General features: G+C 60.1%; 15 protein-coding genes. 13 read left to right on the forward strand and 2 right to left on the reverse strand.

Annotated features, from left to right (window positions below; all coding sequences use genetic code 11):
• Positions 1-240: 240 nt before the first annotated feature.
• The 13 genes from moaE to BN1130_RS22680 all read left to right on the forward strand — a co-directional run bounded on the left by moaE (position 241) and on the right by BN1130_RS22680 (position 14,194).
• Positions 241-720, forward strand: coding sequence for a molybdopterin synthase catalytic subunit MoaE (moaE, locus tag BN1130_RS16775; RefSeq protein WP_042043371.1), 480 nt, complete (start codon positions 241-243; stop codon positions 718-720).
• A 50-nt stretch (positions 721-770) separates the two neighbouring features.
• Complete coding sequence (gene modA / locus BN1130_RS16780; protein ID WP_042043373.1) at positions 771-1,499, forward strand: molybdate ABC transporter substrate-binding protein; 729 nt, start codon at positions 771-773, stop codon at positions 1,497-1,499.
• A 205-nt stretch (positions 1,500-1,704) separates the two neighbouring features.
• Positions 1,705-2,385 carry a molybdate ABC transporter permease subunit gene (modB, locus tag BN1130_RS16785; protein ID WP_042043375.1) on the forward strand — a complete coding sequence of 227 codons (681 nt, stop codon included), beginning with the start codon at positions 1,705-1,707 and terminating at the stop codon, positions 2,383-2,385.
• Positions 2,382-3,437: a molybdenum ABC transporter ATP-binding protein gene (gene modC / locus BN1130_RS16790; RefSeq protein ID WP_042043377.1), complete on the forward strand. Its 1,056-nt coding sequence runs from the start codon at positions 2,382-2,384 to the stop codon at positions 3,435-3,437. The genes modB and modC overlap by 4 nt, the downstream gene beginning before the upstream one ends.
• 225 nt (positions 3,438-3,662) lie before the next feature.
• The gene (locus tag BN1130_RS16795) at positions 3,663-4,439 is read left to right on the forward strand and encodes an alpha/beta fold hydrolase (protein ID WP_042043378.1); all 777 of its coding nucleotides are present in this window, start codon (positions 3,663-3,665) and stop codon (positions 4,437-4,439) included.
• A 106-nt stretch (positions 4,440-4,545) separates the two neighbouring features.
• Positions 4,546-5,589, forward strand: coding sequence for a plasmid segregation protein ParM domain-containing protein (gene parM / locus BN1130_RS16800; RefSeq protein ID WP_232302038.1), 1,044 nt, complete (start codon positions 4,546-4,548; stop codon positions 5,587-5,589).
• Positions 5,582-6,640 (forward strand): hypothetical protein, encoded by a 1,059-nt coding sequence (locus BN1130_RS16805; RefSeq protein WP_052448251.1) that lies wholly within the window; start codon positions 5,582-5,584, stop codon positions 6,638-6,640. The genes parM and BN1130_RS16805 overlap by 8 nt, the downstream gene beginning before the upstream one ends.
• Before the next feature lie 734 nt (positions 6,641-7,374).
• On the forward strand, positions 7,375-8,406 hold the full coding sequence (locus BN1130_RS16810; protein ID WP_198135297.1) for an anaerobic sulfatase maturase: 1,032 nt from the start codon (positions 7,375-7,377) through the stop codon (positions 8,404-8,406).
• 35 nt (positions 8,407-8,441) lie between these two features.
• A complete protein-coding gene (locus BN1130_RS16815) occupies positions 8,442-10,010 on the forward strand; it encodes an arylsulfatase (RefSeq protein ID WP_052448252.1) in 1,569 nt (522 codons plus the stop codon).
• Positions 10,011-10,065: 55 nt separating this feature from the next.
• Positions 10,066-11,508, forward strand: a complete 1,443-nt coding sequence (locus BN1130_RS16820; RefSeq protein WP_052448253.1) for a DUF1254 domain-containing protein — start codon at positions 10,066-10,068, stop codon at positions 11,506-11,508.
• Positions 11,509-11,546: 38 nt separating this feature from the next.
• On the forward strand, positions 11,547-12,725 hold the full coding sequence (locus BN1130_RS16825; protein WP_052448256.1) for an OmpP1/FadL family transporter: 1,179 nt from the start codon (positions 11,547-11,549) through the stop codon (positions 12,723-12,725).
• 9 nt (positions 12,726-12,734) lie between these two features.
• Positions 12,735-13,763 carry a DUF1254 domain-containing protein gene (locus tag BN1130_RS16830; protein WP_198135298.1) on the forward strand — a complete coding sequence of 343 codons (1,029 nt, stop codon included), beginning with the start codon at positions 12,735-12,737 and terminating at the stop codon, positions 13,761-13,763.
• 11 nt (positions 13,764-13,774) lie between these two features.
• Positions 13,775-14,194 (forward strand): DUF1214 domain-containing protein, encoded by a 420-nt coding sequence (locus BN1130_RS22680; RefSeq protein ID WP_232302040.1) that lies wholly within the window; start codon positions 13,775-13,777, stop codon positions 14,192-14,194.
• Between the two features lie 48 nt (positions 14,195-14,242).
• Here the strand turns inward: BN1130_RS22680 and moeB are convergent, their stop codons facing one another.
• Together moeB and moeA are read right to left on the reverse strand one after the other, a co-directional pair.
• Positions 14,243-15,037, reverse strand: coding sequence for a molybdopterin-synthase adenylyltransferase MoeB (moeB, locus tag BN1130_RS16835; RefSeq protein WP_042043382.1), 795 nt, complete (start codon positions 15,035-15,037; stop codon positions 14,243-14,245).
• Complete coding sequence (moeA, locus tag BN1130_RS16840; RefSeq protein WP_042043383.1) at positions 15,034-16,260, reverse strand: molybdopterin molybdotransferase MoeA; 1,227 nt, start codon at positions 16,258-16,260, stop codon at positions 15,034-15,036. The genes moeB and moeA overlap by 4 nt, the downstream gene beginning before the upstream one ends.
• Positions 16,261-16,439: the final 179 nt, after the last annotated feature.

Consider the following 16,439-nt stretch of genomic DNA (forward strand, 5'->3'; position numbering starts at 1 on the left):
CGCCTTCTTCCCTCTCCTCCTAGTAACGACCGGAGGCTGATGCCATGAGCGAGATAACGACCGTGGATCGCACCACTGAGCTGTGGGACGGGGATGAGGCCGCCTTCTTCCCTCTCCTCCCAGTAACGACCGGAGGCTGACCATGAGCGAGATAACGACCGTGGATCGCACCACTGAGCTGTGCGGTGGCGATGAAGTGGCCTTCTTCCCTCTCTTTCCAGTAACGACCGGAGGTTGAGGATGAGCGAGATAATGACAGTGGATCGCATCCTGGTGCAGCGGGCCGACTTCTCCCTGGGGGAGGAATACGAGCGCCTCGCCGCCCGCCACGACACAGGGGCCATCGTCACCTTCGTCGGCAAGGTGCGCGACTTCAATCAGGGGGAGCAGGTCTTGGGACTGGCGCTCGAGCACTACCCCGGCATGACCGAGAAGGCGCTGACGGACATAGTCACCGAGGCGCGTACCCGCTGGCCGCTGCAGGAGTGTACCCTGATCCACCGTATCGGCGAGCTGCTGCTCGGCGATCAGATTGTGCTGGTGGCGGTGAGCAGTGCCCATAGGGATGCGGCCTTCGATGCCTGCCACTTCATCATGGATTTTCTCAAGACCCGGGCACCGTTCTGGAAGAAAGAACTGACCGCCGAAGGGGTACAGCGCTGGGTCGAGGCCAAGCAGAGCGACAATGACGCCGCTTCCCGCTGGCAATCAGGGGAATAGACCCCGTCACAGGATCTGGTCACGAAGGATCCGCAACCAGGAGTAAGGGAATGAAACCGCTGTTATCTGTTGTCATTGCAGGCGTCTGCGCCGCGGCGCTGCACACCACCGCCGTGCAGGCCGATGAGGTCAAGGTCGCCGTGGCCGCCAACTTCAAGGGCACCCTGGAGCGCATCGGCAAGGCGTTCACCGCCAAGACCGGCCACAGCGTCGTCATCAGCTCGGCGGCCACTGGTGTGCTCTACACCCAGATCACCCACGGCGCCCCCTTCGATCTCTTCCTCTCCGCCGACGTGGCCACCCCTCAAAAACTGGAGGCGGAGGGCAAGGGGAGCGGTCGCTTCACCTACGCCATCGGCCAGCTCGGCCTGTGGAAGAAGGGGGGACCTGCCCCCGATGAGGCAAGCCTGCGCAGTTGGAAGGGCAACCTCGCCATCGCCAACCCCAAGACCGCGCCCTATGGCACTGCGGCCATGGCAACCCTTGAGCAGCTCAACATCGATCCCAAGCAGTACCGTCTGCTGACCGGTACCAACATCAGCCAGACCTGGCAGTTCGTGGACACCGGCAACGCCGAGCTGGGCTTTGTCGCCTGGGCCAATCTGGTGGAAGCGGGCAAGACAGGGGAAGCCTGGGCCGTGCCGAACACCTTCTATCCTGCCATCGAGCAGCAGGGCCTGGTCCTGCAGAAGGGCGAGGCGGTCGAAGCCCTGGTGGCCTGGCTGAAGGGCCCGGGTCAGGACGCCATCAAGGCTGCGGGTTATGCCCTGCCGCAGTGACGGCATGAGTGCTGACCCCGCATGGTGACTGGCCGGCCCCTGGGCTGGCCAGTCTTCAAGATAAGGATGCAAAACATGCTGCTGTCTGAATCCAGCCGGGGCTCCTGCCATGAAGGGGAGCTGCTTGCGGTATCTCGCTTGCACCTGAGTTGCGGCATGCTACCTCGGGTTCCGTGTTTGTCATTCACACTCGCGAGGATGCGCCATGAGTGAAGGGGATCTGCTCGCGGTCTGGTTGACCCTGAAGCTGGCCGCCTGTACCACCGGTATCCTGCTGCTGCTGTCACCCCCACTCGCCTGGTGGCTCTCCCGCAGCCAGCACCGGCTGCGGCCGCTGGTGGAGGCGCTGGTGGCGCTGCCGCTGGTGCTGCCGCCGACCGTGCTTGGCTTCTATCTGCTGCTCGCCTTCTCCCCGGAGTATGGCCTCGGCGCCTGGTGGCGGGAGACCTTCGGGACAACCCTCGCCTTCAGCTTCCTCGGCCTGCTGTTTGCCTCCATCCTCTATTCGCTCCCCTTCGTGGTGCAGCCCCTCACCTCCGCCTTCGTCAACATGGGCAGCAAAGAACTTGAAGCGGCCGCCACCCTGGGGCTGGGGCCCCTGGAGCGCTTCTTTCACATCATTCTGCCGATGACGCTGCCGAGCTTCGTGATGGCGGCGGCGCTGGGCTTTGCCCATACCTTGGGGGAGTTTGGGGTGGTGCTGATGATTGGCGGCAACATTCCGGGGGAGACCCAGGTGCTCTCCATCGCCCTGTTCGATCACGTGGAGGCCATGGATTATCAACATGCCCACTATCTGGCTGGCGGCCTGATGGGCTTCTCTCTCATCATGCTGGTGCTGGTCTATGGCGTGCTACAACGCCGGCAACGGAGGCTGTTCGGATGAGCCTGCACCTCAAGGCCAACCGTGCGTTCGGCTCCTTCACCCTGGCGTGCGATCTGGCGCTGCCCCTCGGCGGCATTCTCGGCCTCTTTGGCCCCTCAGGCTGTGGCAAAAGCACCCTGCTGCGCATCATCGCCGGGCTGGACCGCGCCCCCTCGGACGTCCTGCGCTGGCAGGGGCGGGATCTGGCCGCCCTGCTGCCGGAGGCGCGCCGCATCGGGCTGGTGTTCCAGGACTCCCGCCTCTTCCCCCATATGACGGTGCTTGGCAATTTGCAACTGGCGGCGGGCAAGGGGCGAGGGCGCTGGCAGCCCGAGGCGCTGGCGATGCGGCTCGGCTTTGCCGATCTGCTCGGCCAACCTGCCCACGGGCTCTCCGGCGGCCAGCGCCAGCGGGTGGCGCTGGGGCGGGCCCTGCTGGCGGAGCCCGACCTGCTGCTGCTCGATGAACCCTTCTCGGCGCTGGACAGCCGCAGCCGCATCCATCAGGCCCATGTGCTCAAGGGGTTGCAGCAAGAGAGCGGCATTCCCATGGTCTTCGTCAGCCACGCCATGGAGGAGGTGAGTTTGCTGTGCGATCAGCTGGTATTGCTTGCCGAGGGGCAGGTCGAGGCGCAAGGCAGGCCGAGTGAGATCTTCGCCCGCACCGACCTCTCCCTCGCCAGTCGGGATGATGTGGGGGTCATGCTGACGGCGATCCTGACCCATTACGAGGCCACCGAACAGATGGCTACCCTGCAACTCGGGGAGCAAAGCCTGATGGTTACCATGGAGCATGCCCCCGACGAGAGTGGCCCATTGCAGATCAAGGTGGCGGGGCGGGATCTGGTGATAGCGACCGCCCCCATCGCGCACTCCAGTCTCTCCAACTGCCTCAGTACCCGCCTGCTGGCGATGCGTGAGGTACGCCCGGGTCAGACGCTGTTGCAGTTGGCGCTGGGTGAGCAGATACTGCTGGCCCGGATCACCAGCCGTTCAGCCCTGCGCTTGGGTCTGGCCGAGGGTCAGCAGATTCATGCCTATGTCAAGGCGGTGAGTCTGGTCGGGGAGGGATAAGGGCGCTTGGGCCGCCATGGTGCTGGTCACCGCCCGGGAGCGCTCACTGGCGTTGCCGTCACCCCTTATCCTCCACTGTTTTGCTAGAGCGTGGCAGGGTGAGCGGCAGATCCTCGACTGCCGTTCGCGGCAATGAGCTGCGCTATGGCGGCCTTGGGCTGCTCGACGCCTTCTGCCATCGGCAGAGGGCTCGAGGGCTTGGAACAGCGTGTTTGAGGAAAATGGATGCGTCGCAATCAAATCATGAAGTCTCAGGGACTGGCCTGGCGCAGTGCCGGGGAGGGCCCCTTGTTGCTGCTGCTCCATGGCCTGGGGTCATCCAGCCTGGACTGGCAGGCCCAGCTCGAACATTTTTCCGACGACTATCGGGTGGTGGCCATCGACTTGCGTGGCCATGGCCAGAGCCTGCAAGAGGGGCCCTTCGATGTCGGGACCCTGGCGGCGGACGTGGTACGCTGGCTCGATGAACAGCCAGAGCCTGCCTGGGTGGTGGGACTCTCACTGGGGGCCATGGTTGCGCTGGAGCTGGCCTTGCAACTGCCAGGCAAGATCCGCGGTCTGGTGCTGGTCAACGGCTTCAGCGAGTTTCTGCTGGAGAACCCCAGGGAGCAGGAGCGTTACGCCCAGCGCCTCAAGTGGCTGCGCTGGTTTGGCATGCGGCCGCTGGCCTGGTGGCTGGGTCGGGAGCTCTTTCCCGGCTCTGAACTTGCCCAGATGCGTCGTACCTTCCGGCAACGTTTCTGCCGTAATCGCAAGAAGGTCTACAAGGCCCTGCTGGATGCCTTGCCCGGCTGGTCGGCCCGTGCCCGGCTCGGCGCCATCTGGCAGCCGGTCGCCATCATCTCCACGACACATGATTACCTGCCGCTTGCCAAACGGGTGGAGCAGTTTGCCGCCCTGCCCAACGCAACGGTGCATAATCCCCGTGGCCACCACGCCTGGCCTGCGGAAGATCCCTCCGGATTCAATCATTTGCTTCAACGGATTTTAGAAAGACATTAGACTTGTCGCCTTCATAAACCGTGTATGTAGTGGTTCGATCGCCTTGGCTTGCCAGAGTGCAAGGCAATCGGACCATGTTGTCTGCTCCCCCATAGGTATTCCCCATATGTCTGAAGTAATGAAGATGGCCATCGATGATGGCTCGACCAACGTCAAGGTCAGCTGGATCGATAACAAGGCGCTCAAGACCATCATCTCCCCCAACTCATTTCGCAAGGATTGGAAGAGCGCCGCATTGCGCAAAGACAAGAAGATCTACAACTACGAGATAGGCAACACCAAGTACACCTATGACGCCACCTCGGACAAGTCACTGGCCACCACCCATGTGGAGTACCAGTACGACGACCTGAACCTGCTCTCCGTGCACCACGCCCTGTTGCAGACCGGCATGGCGCCGTGCGATGTGGCGATCACAGTGACGCTGCCCATTACGGAGTTCTACCAGCCGGATGACTGCCAGCGCAACGAAGAGAAAATCGAGAAGAAGCGGCGCAACTTGCTTCGTGCCATCTCCCTCAACAAGGGGGAGCTGTTCAATATCGTCAGTGTGGAAGTGATGCCGGAGAGCCTGCCTGCCGCCCTCTCCCGCCTGATTGGCTCGGGCTGCAACGAGTTCACCAAGACCTTGGTGATCGACTGCGGTGGCACCACCCTGGACATGGGCATCATCGTCGGCGAGTTCGACGATGTGTCCGACGTCTATGGCAACAACGAGATAGGTGTTTCCATGGTGACGGATGCGGTACGCAAGGCCCTGGCCGCCGCCGACAGCGACTCCAGCTATCTGGTGGCCAACGAGTTCATCAAGCGTCGCCACGACATGAGCTTCGTGCGGGACGTGGTCAACGACGAGGCCCAGATCCCCAAGATCCTGGAAAAAATGCAGAACAAGATAGACGAGCTGGGCAGCCAGGTCGCCCACGAGGCGAAGAAGTTCGCCAAGAACCCGAACCGGGTCTATCTGGTCGGCGGTGGAGCCCCCCTCATCCACGAGGCGATCAAACAGGCTTATCCTACCTTGGGCGACAGAGTTGAATTGCTGGACGATGCACAGTCTGCCCTGGCCCGGGAGATCTGCCTCTACACCACGGAAGAAGAGGAAGTGTACCGGGAAGCGGCCGTGATGGCCGAGGTGGCTGATGAGTAGTCAGCTCAAGCGCATGACCTTCTCCATTTACATGGATCCGGGTGCGCTGGAGTCTGATCGCTACGCGGTCGGAGTGTTGCAGAACTGGTACCAGCGGGCTCGCAAGATCCAGGATGGGGCGGAGGAGTTCGACTTCTCCAAGAGCCGTTTCCACAAGGACATCTACCTGTCGGGGATGTTCATGTACGTGCTGGCACCGAACCTGTGCAAGGCCGTTGCCAACGCGCTCGGGCCCGAACAAGTCAGCCTGATGACCCTGCGTCACGCCTTTGCCAGTTGTGGCTTCACCCTGGGGGAGGGGAGCGAGGCGTCCCCTTCTGCGGGCGATGCCATGGTCGATCAGATAGTAGCACGGCTGGGCCCCCGGTTGGGGCAGGGAAACAGCGGGGCGCTGGTCGATGAGATCGTCAGTCGTCTCGGCCAGCAAGCCGCTACGCCGGATCAGGGCAATTTAGTCGATGAGATCGTCAGTCGCCTCGGCCAGCAAGCCGCTACGCCGGATCAGGGTAATTTAGTCGATGAGATAGTCAGTCGTCTCGGCCAGCAGGCTGCTACGCCGGATCAGGATTATTTAGTCGATGAGATAGTCAATCGCCTCGGCCAGCAGACTGCTATGCCGGATCAGGGTAATTTAGTTGATGAGATCGTCAGTCGTCTCGGTCAGCAGGCTGCTACGCCGGATCAGGGCAATTTAGTCGATGAGATCGTCAGTCGTCTCGGGGAGCAGCAACCCACCGAGTTGTGGGACGAGATCCGGCAAGGGCTGCCGGGTTCGCTGGACCCTGAGCAGCTGGCAGACGCCATCGCCGGCAGGCTGCCGGCGGCGGCCGAGCCGGACCTGGCGCCGCTTGCCAGCAGCATCTTGCAGCTCTCCCGTCAGCTGGAAGAGCAATCCCGGCTTATTCGCGAGCAGCACAGCTTGATCCAGCGACTGGCCAGTCAGCCGGGCCGATCCGTGGATCTGGATAAGCGGACGGCCGAGCCATTGGTCGAGGATCTCTCGAGCCAGGTCGCCAACATGAAGAAGGTGAAAGCCAGGGGCCTTTTCTAAGGGCCGACCCATGGTGCTCATGTAGCGATCCGCCAATAAACAAACCGAACCCCTGGGTTCGGTTTTTTTATATCTGTCTATTTCTGGTGATATATCGGCGGCTTTATGAATTGAACTCTCGCTATGAGTCTGTGTGGGTAGAAGATTGCATTGATTTAATGTGAAATTGCTTGCGTATTTGGGTGGTGTACTTTCTGGCCGGCGACATTCGGTGACGAATAAAACAGGAGTGTGGCGTGTGTTTTTCATTTTTCCCATTTAAATTATTGAATTACATTTATTTTTGATGGTGTTTTCGGTGGTGATTAACTTGTCTGAAGCAAAGCCACAGTAGATTGTTGATTCTGCCGTCAAGGTCACTTTATTTCGCAAGAAATTATTTTGCTGAATATGGGCATACATATCCGGCTACGCCAGCCAAAAGCTATAGTTAGCTGCTTCCTATGCATCAGCAAGAATAACGCCGAGACTGGGAGCCTGTCGCATCTGCATTCAATGGATTTGAGAGGTGTTATCGTTGCATTTACCCCACAGCCATTTACCCCCTCTTCCGAAGGGGCAGCATTACCGCTTCCATACCATGGTCAAACCCGGTGGATCCCGCTGCAATATCGATTGTGACTATTGCTTCTATCTGCATAAGGGGGATCTGTTCCAACATGATGCCGCCCCTCGGCTTTCGGACGAACTGCTCGAACAGCATATCCGCCAATATATAGAAGCCCAGACAGGGGATGAGGTGGTCTTCTCCTGGCAGGGGGGGGGAGCCAACTCTGCTCGGGTTGCCTTTCTTCGAAAAAGTGGTGGCACTGCAGGCCAAGTATCGCAAGGCCGGGCAGCGGATCGAGAACGATCTGCAAACCAATGGCATCTTGCTCAATGAGGCTTGGGTCGCTTTTCTCAAACGACATGGTTTTCTGGTTGGCCTCTCCATTGATGGCCCCCGTGATCTGCACGATATTCACCGCAAGAACCGGGCTGGCCGACCGACCTTCGATGGCGTCATGACGGCGGTCGAGTTGCTGCGCGGCGCAGAGGTGCCGTTTGCTGCGCTTTGTGTCGTCAATCGCAATAACGCCAAGCAAGGGGAGCGAGTTTATCGCTTCCTCGCCGAGGAGCTAGGTTGCACCCGTATCCAGTTCACCCCAGTGGTGGAGCCCAGGATCTTTCGCCAGGGCTCGGTGACGACGCTAGCCACCGAAGCCTTGCCATGGCAGGGCAGTCCAGAGGCCGAGCCCGGCCACCCCATGTCCATCGTTACCGATTGGAGCGTAGCCGCCGCCGACTACGGCCAATTCCTCTGTGATGTCTGGGATGTCTGGCTGGCTGAAGGGGTGGGGCGAGTTCATGTCAACCTGTTCGAAACCGCCGTGGTGCAATCGGCTGGCATGCCTGCCCAGATGTGCACCCAGGCTCCTTTTTGTGGCAAGGCGCTTGCCCTTGAGCACGACGGGGAGGTGTATAGCTGCGATCACTTCGTCTACCCGGAACATCGGATAGGCAACATAGCCGAGCAGCATTTGGGCGATCTCGCTTTTGGCAATCAACAGATTGCCTTTGGACAGGCCAAGCATCTGACGCTGCCTGATCAGTGCCGTCGTTGTGATTACCTGGCGCTGTGCTGGGGGGGATGTCCGAAAGACAGATTGCTCCGCACCCAGGAAGGACAAAGGGGGCTCAACTACTTATGCGGCGGTTTTATGCGGTTCTATCGCCACATAGATAGCGACATGGTGCCGCTGCTGCGCCGTCTCGGTTTGTTTTAAGTCCCGGGGTCATCAAGTAAAAAAGGATGAAAACCATGAAAAAAACCTTATTGGCCAGTCTGGTACTGGGGGCGATGACGTCCCCTTTGTCACTTGCCATGGCAGCTGATACCAGCAAACCCAACATAGTGATGATCATGGTCGATGACATGGCGCCCATGGATATCTCTGCCTATCACCGAGGGATTGGGGCCGTCGATACCCCCAACATCGATCGCCTGGCAACCGAGGGGATGATGATCTCCGACTATTATGCCCAGCCAAGCTCGACGGCGGGGCGCGCCGCCTTTCTCACCGGCCAGTATCCTATTCGCACGGGGTTGACTGCCGTTGGGCAACCCGGAGATAAAATTGGTCTGCAAGACAGTGACGTCACTCTGGCGCAACTGCTGAAAGACAAGGGCTATGCCACGGCTCAGTTTGGCAAATCCCACGTCGGCGATCGCAATGAGTATCTGCCAACCTTGCATGGTTTCGATGAGTTTTATGGTTTTCTCTACCACCTGAACATGATGGAGATGCCGGAGCAGCCGGATTTTCCCAAGGATCCCAATTTTGTTGGCCGTCCACGCAACATGATCCATGCCTTGGCGTCCGACAAGGATGATCCGACTGTGGACCCACGTTGGGGACGGGTAGGCAAACAGACCATTGAAGACAAGGGGCCCTTGACCAGCAAGCTGATGGAATCGGTGGATGATACTTTCACCGATCTTTCCATCGATTGGGTCAAGAAGCAGAAAGCGGCAGATAGTCCCTTCTTCCTCTGGTACAACCCGTCGCGCATGCATCAGCAGATCCACGTCAGTCCGGAGTGGCTCGGCAAGAGTGGCCATACCGAGTACGCCGATGCGATTTTGCAGCTCGACCATCTGGTCGGCAAACTGCTCGATACCCTGGACAAAGAGGGGCTGAGCGAGAACACCATCGTCATGTTTACCTCGGATAACGGGGTCAATCTGGCTCACTGGCCCATGGCCGGTAGCGCCTCTTTCCGGGGAGAGAAAGGGCTGACTTGGGAAGGGGGGGTCCGGGTGCCCATGTTGGTGCGCTGGCCAGGTCACATCAAGGCCAACACCTGGAATAGCGGTTTCATGACTTCGGAAGATTGGGTCCCCACTCTGATGGCGGCTGTCGGTGAACCTGATGTCAAACAGGATCTGCTCAAGGGACTGAAAGTGGGTGACAAGGTCTACAAGAACCATCTCGATGGTTACAACCAGATAGACATGTTGACCAAGTCCGATGGCAAATCCCAACGCCATGAGTTCTTCTACTTTGGTGAGACTCATCTCAACGCCATCCGTGTCGAGCAGTGGAAGATCCACTTGGCGGTGAAGGACAAGTGGTTGGACGACACGCGCAAGATCCCGGGCGGTTTGATGATCGATATCAAGCTGGACCCTTACGAGCGCAGCCCCGAGACCGGTGGTCATTTACTGTGGATGAAAGAGAAGAGTTGGCTGCTGCCCAAGATCATGCCGCCGGTGAAAGCTTTTATGCAGAGCATGAAAGAGTATCCGCCTGCGCAAAAAGGCTCCAGTGGCATCGGGGTAGCATCGGCCCTGAATCAGTTGGAAAGTGCTAAAAAACATGCCAATTGATGAAGCCCTGACGGCGGCGCCATGGTGCCGCCGTATCCAATTTAGAGGTTCTCCTATGAAATTGACGTCAATATGGCGAGCCCTGTTGCTGGCAGGCATGGGCACGACGCTACTGCTGGTGCCTGGCGTCCATGCCCAGCAAACAGAGACGGATGTCTTGCTGACCATGCCCACCAGTACAGAGAACATCGCCGGAGGGCTCGCAGCAGATGCCTATGCCAACGGCGTCAATGCCTATGTCTGGGGTTATCCTCTGGTGCGCATGGAGCGTATTGCCCGTGAATACACTCAGGTGTCCGCCTCCCAGGCTGCAACCAGCTACCGGGCCCCCCTCAATCAGTTGGGCTGGGCAAGGGAGCTGGCGACCCCTGATGCCAAAGACATGCCCACCGCCAACAATGACACCCTTTATCTGAGCGCCATCGTCAAGCTCGATGAGCCTTACATACTGCACGTGCCCGACACCCATGATCGTTACTACGTGGTGGATGTGTTCAATATGTGGCAGGAGCTTGAACACTATGTCGGGCGTCGTACCACAGGCACCAAAGCGGGAGATTTTGCCCTGGTACCGCCGGGCTGGCAGGGCACTCTGCCTACAGGGGTCACTCGACTCGACGTGACGACCAGCAAAGTCTGGTTGTGGGGGCGACTTCGCGTGAAACAGGGTGAGGATATGGCTCCTGTGGCTCTGCTGCAAAAAGGCTTCACACTGCGGCCGCTCTCCCAGATGAACAACAAGCAATACACAGCCCCTTACCAGGTGCTGCCAGCGCTACCCGAGATGGGGGAGGATGGCCTGGGCTTCTATCGCCAACTGGGCGCCGTACTCAAAGATAATGGGGTGCCAGCGCGTGATACGTCACTATTCGCTCAGTTCGGCCGCTTTGGGCTGACGGAGCAAGGATTCGATGCCAGCCGACTTGTTGAGCCTCAGCGTCAAGGGTTGCTCAAGGCCCTGACTGATGGCCCCAAGGTGGCCGTCTCGGCGCTGGCAACCTCTGCCGTGCAACGAAACGGTTGGGCCTGGGCCAGTGGTCTGGATCATTTCGGTACCGATTATCCGCTGCGGGCCCTGGTGTCTGGCCCCTATCTGGGTGGCCAGGGAGAGAAAGAAGCCATGTATCCGCTGCGCTCCACCGACGCCAAAGGTGAGCAACTCAGCGGCGATAAACCCTATGTTCTGCACTTCAAGAAGGCGCCGCCCACCAACGCCTTCTGGTCGTTGACCGTGTATAACGCCGTGGACAAGATGTTGGTGCACAACGAGATAGCACGTTACAAGCTGGGCAGCGATACCCAGGGGCTCAAAATGGCTGAAGATGGTTCATTCGATCTCTATCTGCAGCGCGAGGCACCCAAGGGTGACAAGCAGGCCAATTGGCTGCCCACCCCCGCAGGCCCCTTCTATTTGTTGCTGCGCCTCTATCAGCCGCAAGAGAGTGTGCTGTCTGGTGAATATGAACTGCCCCAAGTCGAGGTCACGACACCACAATGAGAGGACATCCTATGCGCTATCCACCGCTCGGAGTGGTCATGTTGGCCGCATTTTATTCCGGTCAGAGTCTGGCCGGGGGCCTCTACCTCTATGAGATAGCCACCGATGATGTTGGGCTGGCCGGTGCTGGCATGGCGGCGAGGGCCCAGGATGCGAGTACCATCTTTGGTAACCCGGCGGGTATGACCAGACTGGACGGGGATCAGGTCAGCGGCGGCCTGCAAGGGCTCTATGGCGATGCCTCCTATGAACTGGATGGGCCTGGCAAGAGCCCGGGCAATGTGGTGGGGTTCTCCCCTCAGGGGAGTCTGTTTTATAGCCATAGCATCAATCAGGACGTCAAGATTGGGGTGGGTTTTTATGGCAACTTCGGTCTGGGTCTCGACTTTGGGGATTGGGCAGGCAGTGGCTTGGTACGAGAGAGTTCTCTCATGGCACTGACACTGCAACCTACGGTGGCAGTGCGGCTCTCACCTCGACTCTCCGTCGGTGGGGGGCTTGGCATCAACTACGGCATGTTCTCCCTGAGTCGAGACAGCCAGACCGGGGAGCAGGATCTCAAGGACCATGACTGGGCCTTGAATGCCAGATTGGGTCTGCTTTATGAATGGAGCGAGAACAGCCGCATTGGTCTGGCGTATAGCAGCCGCACCCATTTCAATTACGATATCGAGACCCAGGTCAGCAAGGCCATCGATCCGCCCGGGCCGCTGCCGTCCCAGACGCTCACCTTCAATATCCCCATCGATGCCAGCACGTCCTCCCCCAGTCAGTTGATGCTGAGCGGTTATCAGCGCCTCGACGCACGCTGGGCCTTGTTGGGCAATATTGGCTGGCAGAACTGGAGTGAATTTGATGATGGCAGTATTGAGGCCGCTGGCAATCAAGTGCCGAGCAAGCACCGATTACAAGATACCTGGCATCTGGCGTTGGGCACTCAGTATCAACTCTCGCCCGAGTGGCTGCTCAGCACGGGCATTGCCTACGACTCCAGTTTTTACCAGAGCCAGTCCGATGCCTCTTTGACCCTGCCATCCGATCGCGCCTGGCGCCTTGGCGCAGGGGCCCGTTATCGGCTCAGTGCAAACCAGAGTGTGGGCACTGCGCTTGAGTACCTCAATCTGGGAAATGCCCAGGTGCAGGGAGAGGGGCTCTCAGGGGAGTACCAGAACATGGCGCTCTATTTCATGACCGTGAACTACGACTACCGCTTCTAAGGAGGCCAGATGGCTACTATTTCCAGAATCTTGCTGGGTGCGGCCGTGTGCGGGTCCCTCTGCTCGGTCACTGTGTCGGCAGAGGCGATTCAGCCTGCGGCCACAGTGCCAGGCCCTGTGGCCGGTACTGTGATGACCCCAGGCTATGCCGAGGCGGTAGGGCAGCTCGCCTATGCGTGGGGCTGGCCCTTGGTCAACATGCACAACCGCAGGGCCATGTATAGCCAGGTGCCCCAGATAGCGTTGCTGGGCCCGACGCCGGTGGCGCCCCTCAATGAGCTTGCCATGCTCAACGACTATATCGACCCCAACGTCAAGATAGTGGCCCATCCCAATCAGGATGTGGTCTATGGCTTTGGAGCCCTGGCGCTGGACAAGGAGCCGGTGGTGATCCAGGTGCCTGACTTCGGCGATCGCTTCTGGCTCTATCAGGTGGCGGATCAGCGCACCGACAGCTTCGCTAGGTTAGGTACTGTGCATGGCACCAAACCCGGTTTCTATTTGCTGGTGGGGCCGAACTGGCAAGGAGAGACCCCCAAGGGGATCAGCGGTGTATTCCGCTCTCCGACTCACACTGGCGTGGTGATCCCCAGAGCCTTCATGGCGGATACTGCGACGGACAGGGCGGCCATTCAGCCGGTGCTGTCTGAGGTGATGATGTACCCGTTGTCACGTTTCGATGGCACCATGCAGCGCACCGATTGGAGCAAGTTACCGGCGTTGCCCTTGCCCAAAACAGAAGGGGATAGCAAGGGGGAACTGAGCTGGGTTACGCCCAAGCGTTTCTTCAGCGATTTGAACGCAGTGCTGGCGGAAGTGCCGCCTTTGCCGGGGGAAGAGGCACTGTATGGCCAATTCAAGGCATTGATAGCGGCAGGCGAGCAGGATCCTGCCATCGCCAGGGTCCTGGCCGAGGTGGCTGAGCGGGCCGAGCAGCAGATAGTGGATCCACTCTTCTTGCTCAATAACAATGGGGTCAGGCTGGCCATGGTTGGACCCGCCCCCTCAACAACGCCAAGTGGGGCACGGATTACCTGACCCGTTTGGCGGTGGCCAAGTCCAATATCTTCGAAAATGGCGTCGATGAGACCAGCTACATTTTTGCCGAGCATGATGGTGCGGGTCAGCGCTTGAGCGGGGCCCATCAGTACAGCCTGACCTTTGCCAAGGGGCAGACGCCACCGGTGACCGGTTTCTGGTCGCTGACCATGTATGACAAGTACCACTTCTTTGCCCCCAATGCCCTCAAACGTTACTCGACGGGGACCAAGAACAAGTCGCTCAAGTACAATACCGATGGTTCCCTGACCCTCTATGTTCAGCATGATCAGCCCAGCGCAGACAAGTTGGACAACTGGTTACCAGCTCCGGCAGGGGAGTTTGCCATGACGCTGCGTGCCTATGGACCCAAACCTGAGCTGGTGAACGCCAGCTGGGCGCCGCCAGCCATAGTGCGAGCCGCTAAGTAAACCTGTTGTAGATAGCAACTAAAAGATCCCGGCCCTGGCCGGGATCTTTTATGGGGAGAGTGACCGCAGAGATGATGAGGATGCCGTGCTCAGGAGTGAGCAGACCGGGCAGTCGGGGCGCTTGGGCAGCTTCATCTCGCGAAAACCACCGGACAGACCATCGATCATCAGCAGGCGGCCGCTCAGGCTCTGGCCCATGCCGGCAAGCAGCTTGATGGCTTCGAGGGCCTGCAGGCTGCCCACCAGGCCGACCATGGGCGCCAGCACCCCCGCTTCGACGCAGGTCAGCGACTGTTCGCCAAACAGGCCGCTGAGGCAGGCGTAGCAGGGCTCATCCGTTTGCCAGCTGAAGCTGATCACCTGCCCCTCCAGTCGGATGGCGGCGCCGGAGACCAGGGGCACCCGATGCTGGCGGGCCCGCTGGTTGAGCAGATTGCGGATGGTGACGTTGTCGGTGCAATCGAGCACCAGCTGGTGACTCGGCAGCAGGGCATCGAGCAGTGCCTCGTCGGCCAGGGCGGCATGGGTCTCGACCTTGAGCCAGGGGTTGAGGGCGCGCAGGCTCAGCGCTGCCGAGTCGACCTTGTATTGACCGATGCGGGTGTCGTTGTGCAGCACCTGGCGTTGCAGGTTGGAGAGCTCCACCTTGTCAAAATCCACCAGGGTGAGCTGGCCCACCCCGGCCACCGCCAGATACTGGGCGGCGGCGCAGCCCAGACCCCCGGCGCCTATCACCAGCACCTTGGCCTGTTTGAGCGCCTCCTGTCCCTCGAAGTCGAAGGCCTTCAGGACTATCTGGCGGTTATAGCGCAGCAGCTCGGCGTCGCTGAGGATCTCGCTCACGACAGCAGGCTCCCGAACGGCTCGACGGTGACGGTTTCCCCGGCGGCAACCTTGCCCCGTGCCTGCTCCAGCACTATGTAGCAGTTGGCCCTGGCCAGGGAGCTGAACACGCCGGAGTCCTGGGAGCCGGTGCTGCGCACTGTCAGGCCGTCTGGGCCCTGGCTCAGTATGCCGCGTTGGAAGTCCAGGCGTCCCGGTGATTTTTTCAGGGGCTCGCTGGCAATGGCTTCGATGCGCAGGGGGGGGGCCCAGCGCTGCCCGGCCAGCCTGGCCAGTGCCGGTTGCACCAGCTGATCGAAGGTGACCATGGCGGAGACCGGATTGCCCGGCAGGCCGAAGAACCAGGTATGGGGCAGGCGGCCGAAGGCAAAGGGCTTGCCCGGCTTGATGGCGAGCTTCCAGAAACCTATCTCGCCGAGCTCTTCCAGCAGTTGCTTGGTGAAATCCGCCTCGCCGACCGAGACGCCGCCGGTGGTGATCAGGGCATCGGCTTCACTGTCTGCCTTGAGGAAGGCGGCGCGCAAGGCGGCAGGGTCATCGGGGATGATACCCAGATCCAGGCAATCTACTCCCATGCGCGCCAGCATGGCCCTGACCCCGTAGCGGTTGGAGTCATAGATGTCGCCATGGGCAAGGGGGGTGCCCACCGGCTTGAGTTCGTCACCGGTGCTGAAGATGGCGACCTTGAGCGGACGGCGCACCCTGAGGGTGGCGATGCCCAGCGAGGCCAGCAGCGGCAACTCCCGTGGACTGAGCCGGGTGCCGGCCCCCAGTACGCTTGCGCCCTCGCGGATGTCTTCGCCGCGGCGGCGAACATTCTGGCCCACAACCGGCTGACTCAGGAAGAGGACTTTGTCCCCCTCGGCCGTGGTCTCTTCCTGCATCACCACCGCCTCGGTGCCCAGGGGGACAGGTGCCCCCGTCATGATGCGGATACAGTGGCCCGCGGGCCACTCGCCCTGATAGGGTTGGCCGGCGAACGCCTTGCCAGCCACCTTGAGCGGGGTGCCGGCGGCGAGATCGGTCAGGCGCACGGCGTAGCCGTCCATGGCGGCGTTATCGAAGGGAGGCACAGACAGGGGAGAGAGAATGTCGTCGGCCAATATCCGACCTAGCGCCTGGGGCAGGGCAACGGACTCGGCGTCGCAGCTGCAATCGAGTCGTTTCAGCATGCTCGCCAGGGCATCGCTTAAGGGGAGTAGGGCTGCGGTATCAAATCCCATTGTCATGACCTCTTGGTAAGGGAAACTGGGTTATGGGGGGATTATCCCAAAATCCCCCCCGAATGGGCAGGCGATTAGGGCAGTAAAACCCCTCGTATTAACATAAAGTCAGGGCATGGGCGTGCGGGTGACTTGAATTATGAGGCCAATCGCCGTTTACTATGCCGCCACAAACCCTG

Origin of the sequence: Aeromonas rivuli (genome assembly GCF_000820045.1) — a bacterium.
GTDB classification, from domain to species: Bacteria; Pseudomonadota; Gammaproteobacteria; order Enterobacterales; family Aeromonadaceae; genus Aeromonas; species Aeromonas rivuli.

Coding starts and splice junctions, on each gene's coding strand:
- BN1130_RS16815 (WP_052448252.1), top strand. CDS start 8,442: ATGAAAAAAACCTTATTGGCCAGTCTGGTACTGGGGGCGATGACGTCC.
- BN1130_RS16825 (WP_052448256.1), top strand. CDS start 11,547: ATGTTGGCCGCATTTTATTCCGGTCAGAGTCTGGCCGGGGGCCTCTAC.
- BN1130_RS16830 (WP_198135298.1), top strand. CDS start 12,735: ATGGCTACTATTTCCAGAATCTTGCTGGGTGCGGCCGTGTGCGGGTCC.
- BN1130_RS16805 (WP_052448251.1), top strand. CDS start 5,582: ATGAGTAGTCAGCTCAAGCGCATGACCTTCTCCATTTACATGGATCCG.
- moeA (WP_042043383.1), bottom strand. CDS start 16,260: ATGGGATTTGATACCGCAGCCCTACTCCCCTTAAGCGATGCCCTGGCG.
- parM (WP_232302038.1), top strand. CDS start 4,546: ATGTCTGAAGTAATGAAGATGGCCATCGATGATGGCTCGACCAACGTC.
- modA (WP_042043373.1), top strand. CDS start 771: ATGAAACCGCTGTTATCTGTTGTCATTGCAGGCGTCTGCGCCGCGGCG.
- BN1130_RS16820 (WP_052448253.1), top strand. CDS start 10,066: ATGAAATTGACGTCAATATGGCGAGCCCTGTTGCTGGCAGGCATGGGC.
- modC (WP_042043377.1), top strand. CDS start 2,382: ATGAGCCTGCACCTCAAGGCCAACCGTGCGTTCGGCTCCTTCACCCTG.
- BN1130_RS16795 (WP_042043378.1), top strand. CDS start 3,663: ATGCGTCGCAATCAAATCATGAAGTCTCAGGGACTGGCCTGGCGCAGT.
- BN1130_RS16810 (WP_198135297.1), top strand. CDS start 7,375: ATGAGGTGGTCTTCTCCTGGCAGGGGGGGGGAGCCAACTCTGCTCGGG.
- modB (WP_042043375.1), top strand. CDS start 1,705: ATGAGTGAAGGGGATCTGCTCGCGGTCTGGTTGACCCTGAAGCTGGCC.
- moaE (WP_042043371.1), top strand. CDS start 241: ATGAGCGAGATAATGACAGTGGATCGCATCCTGGTGCAGCGGGCCGAC.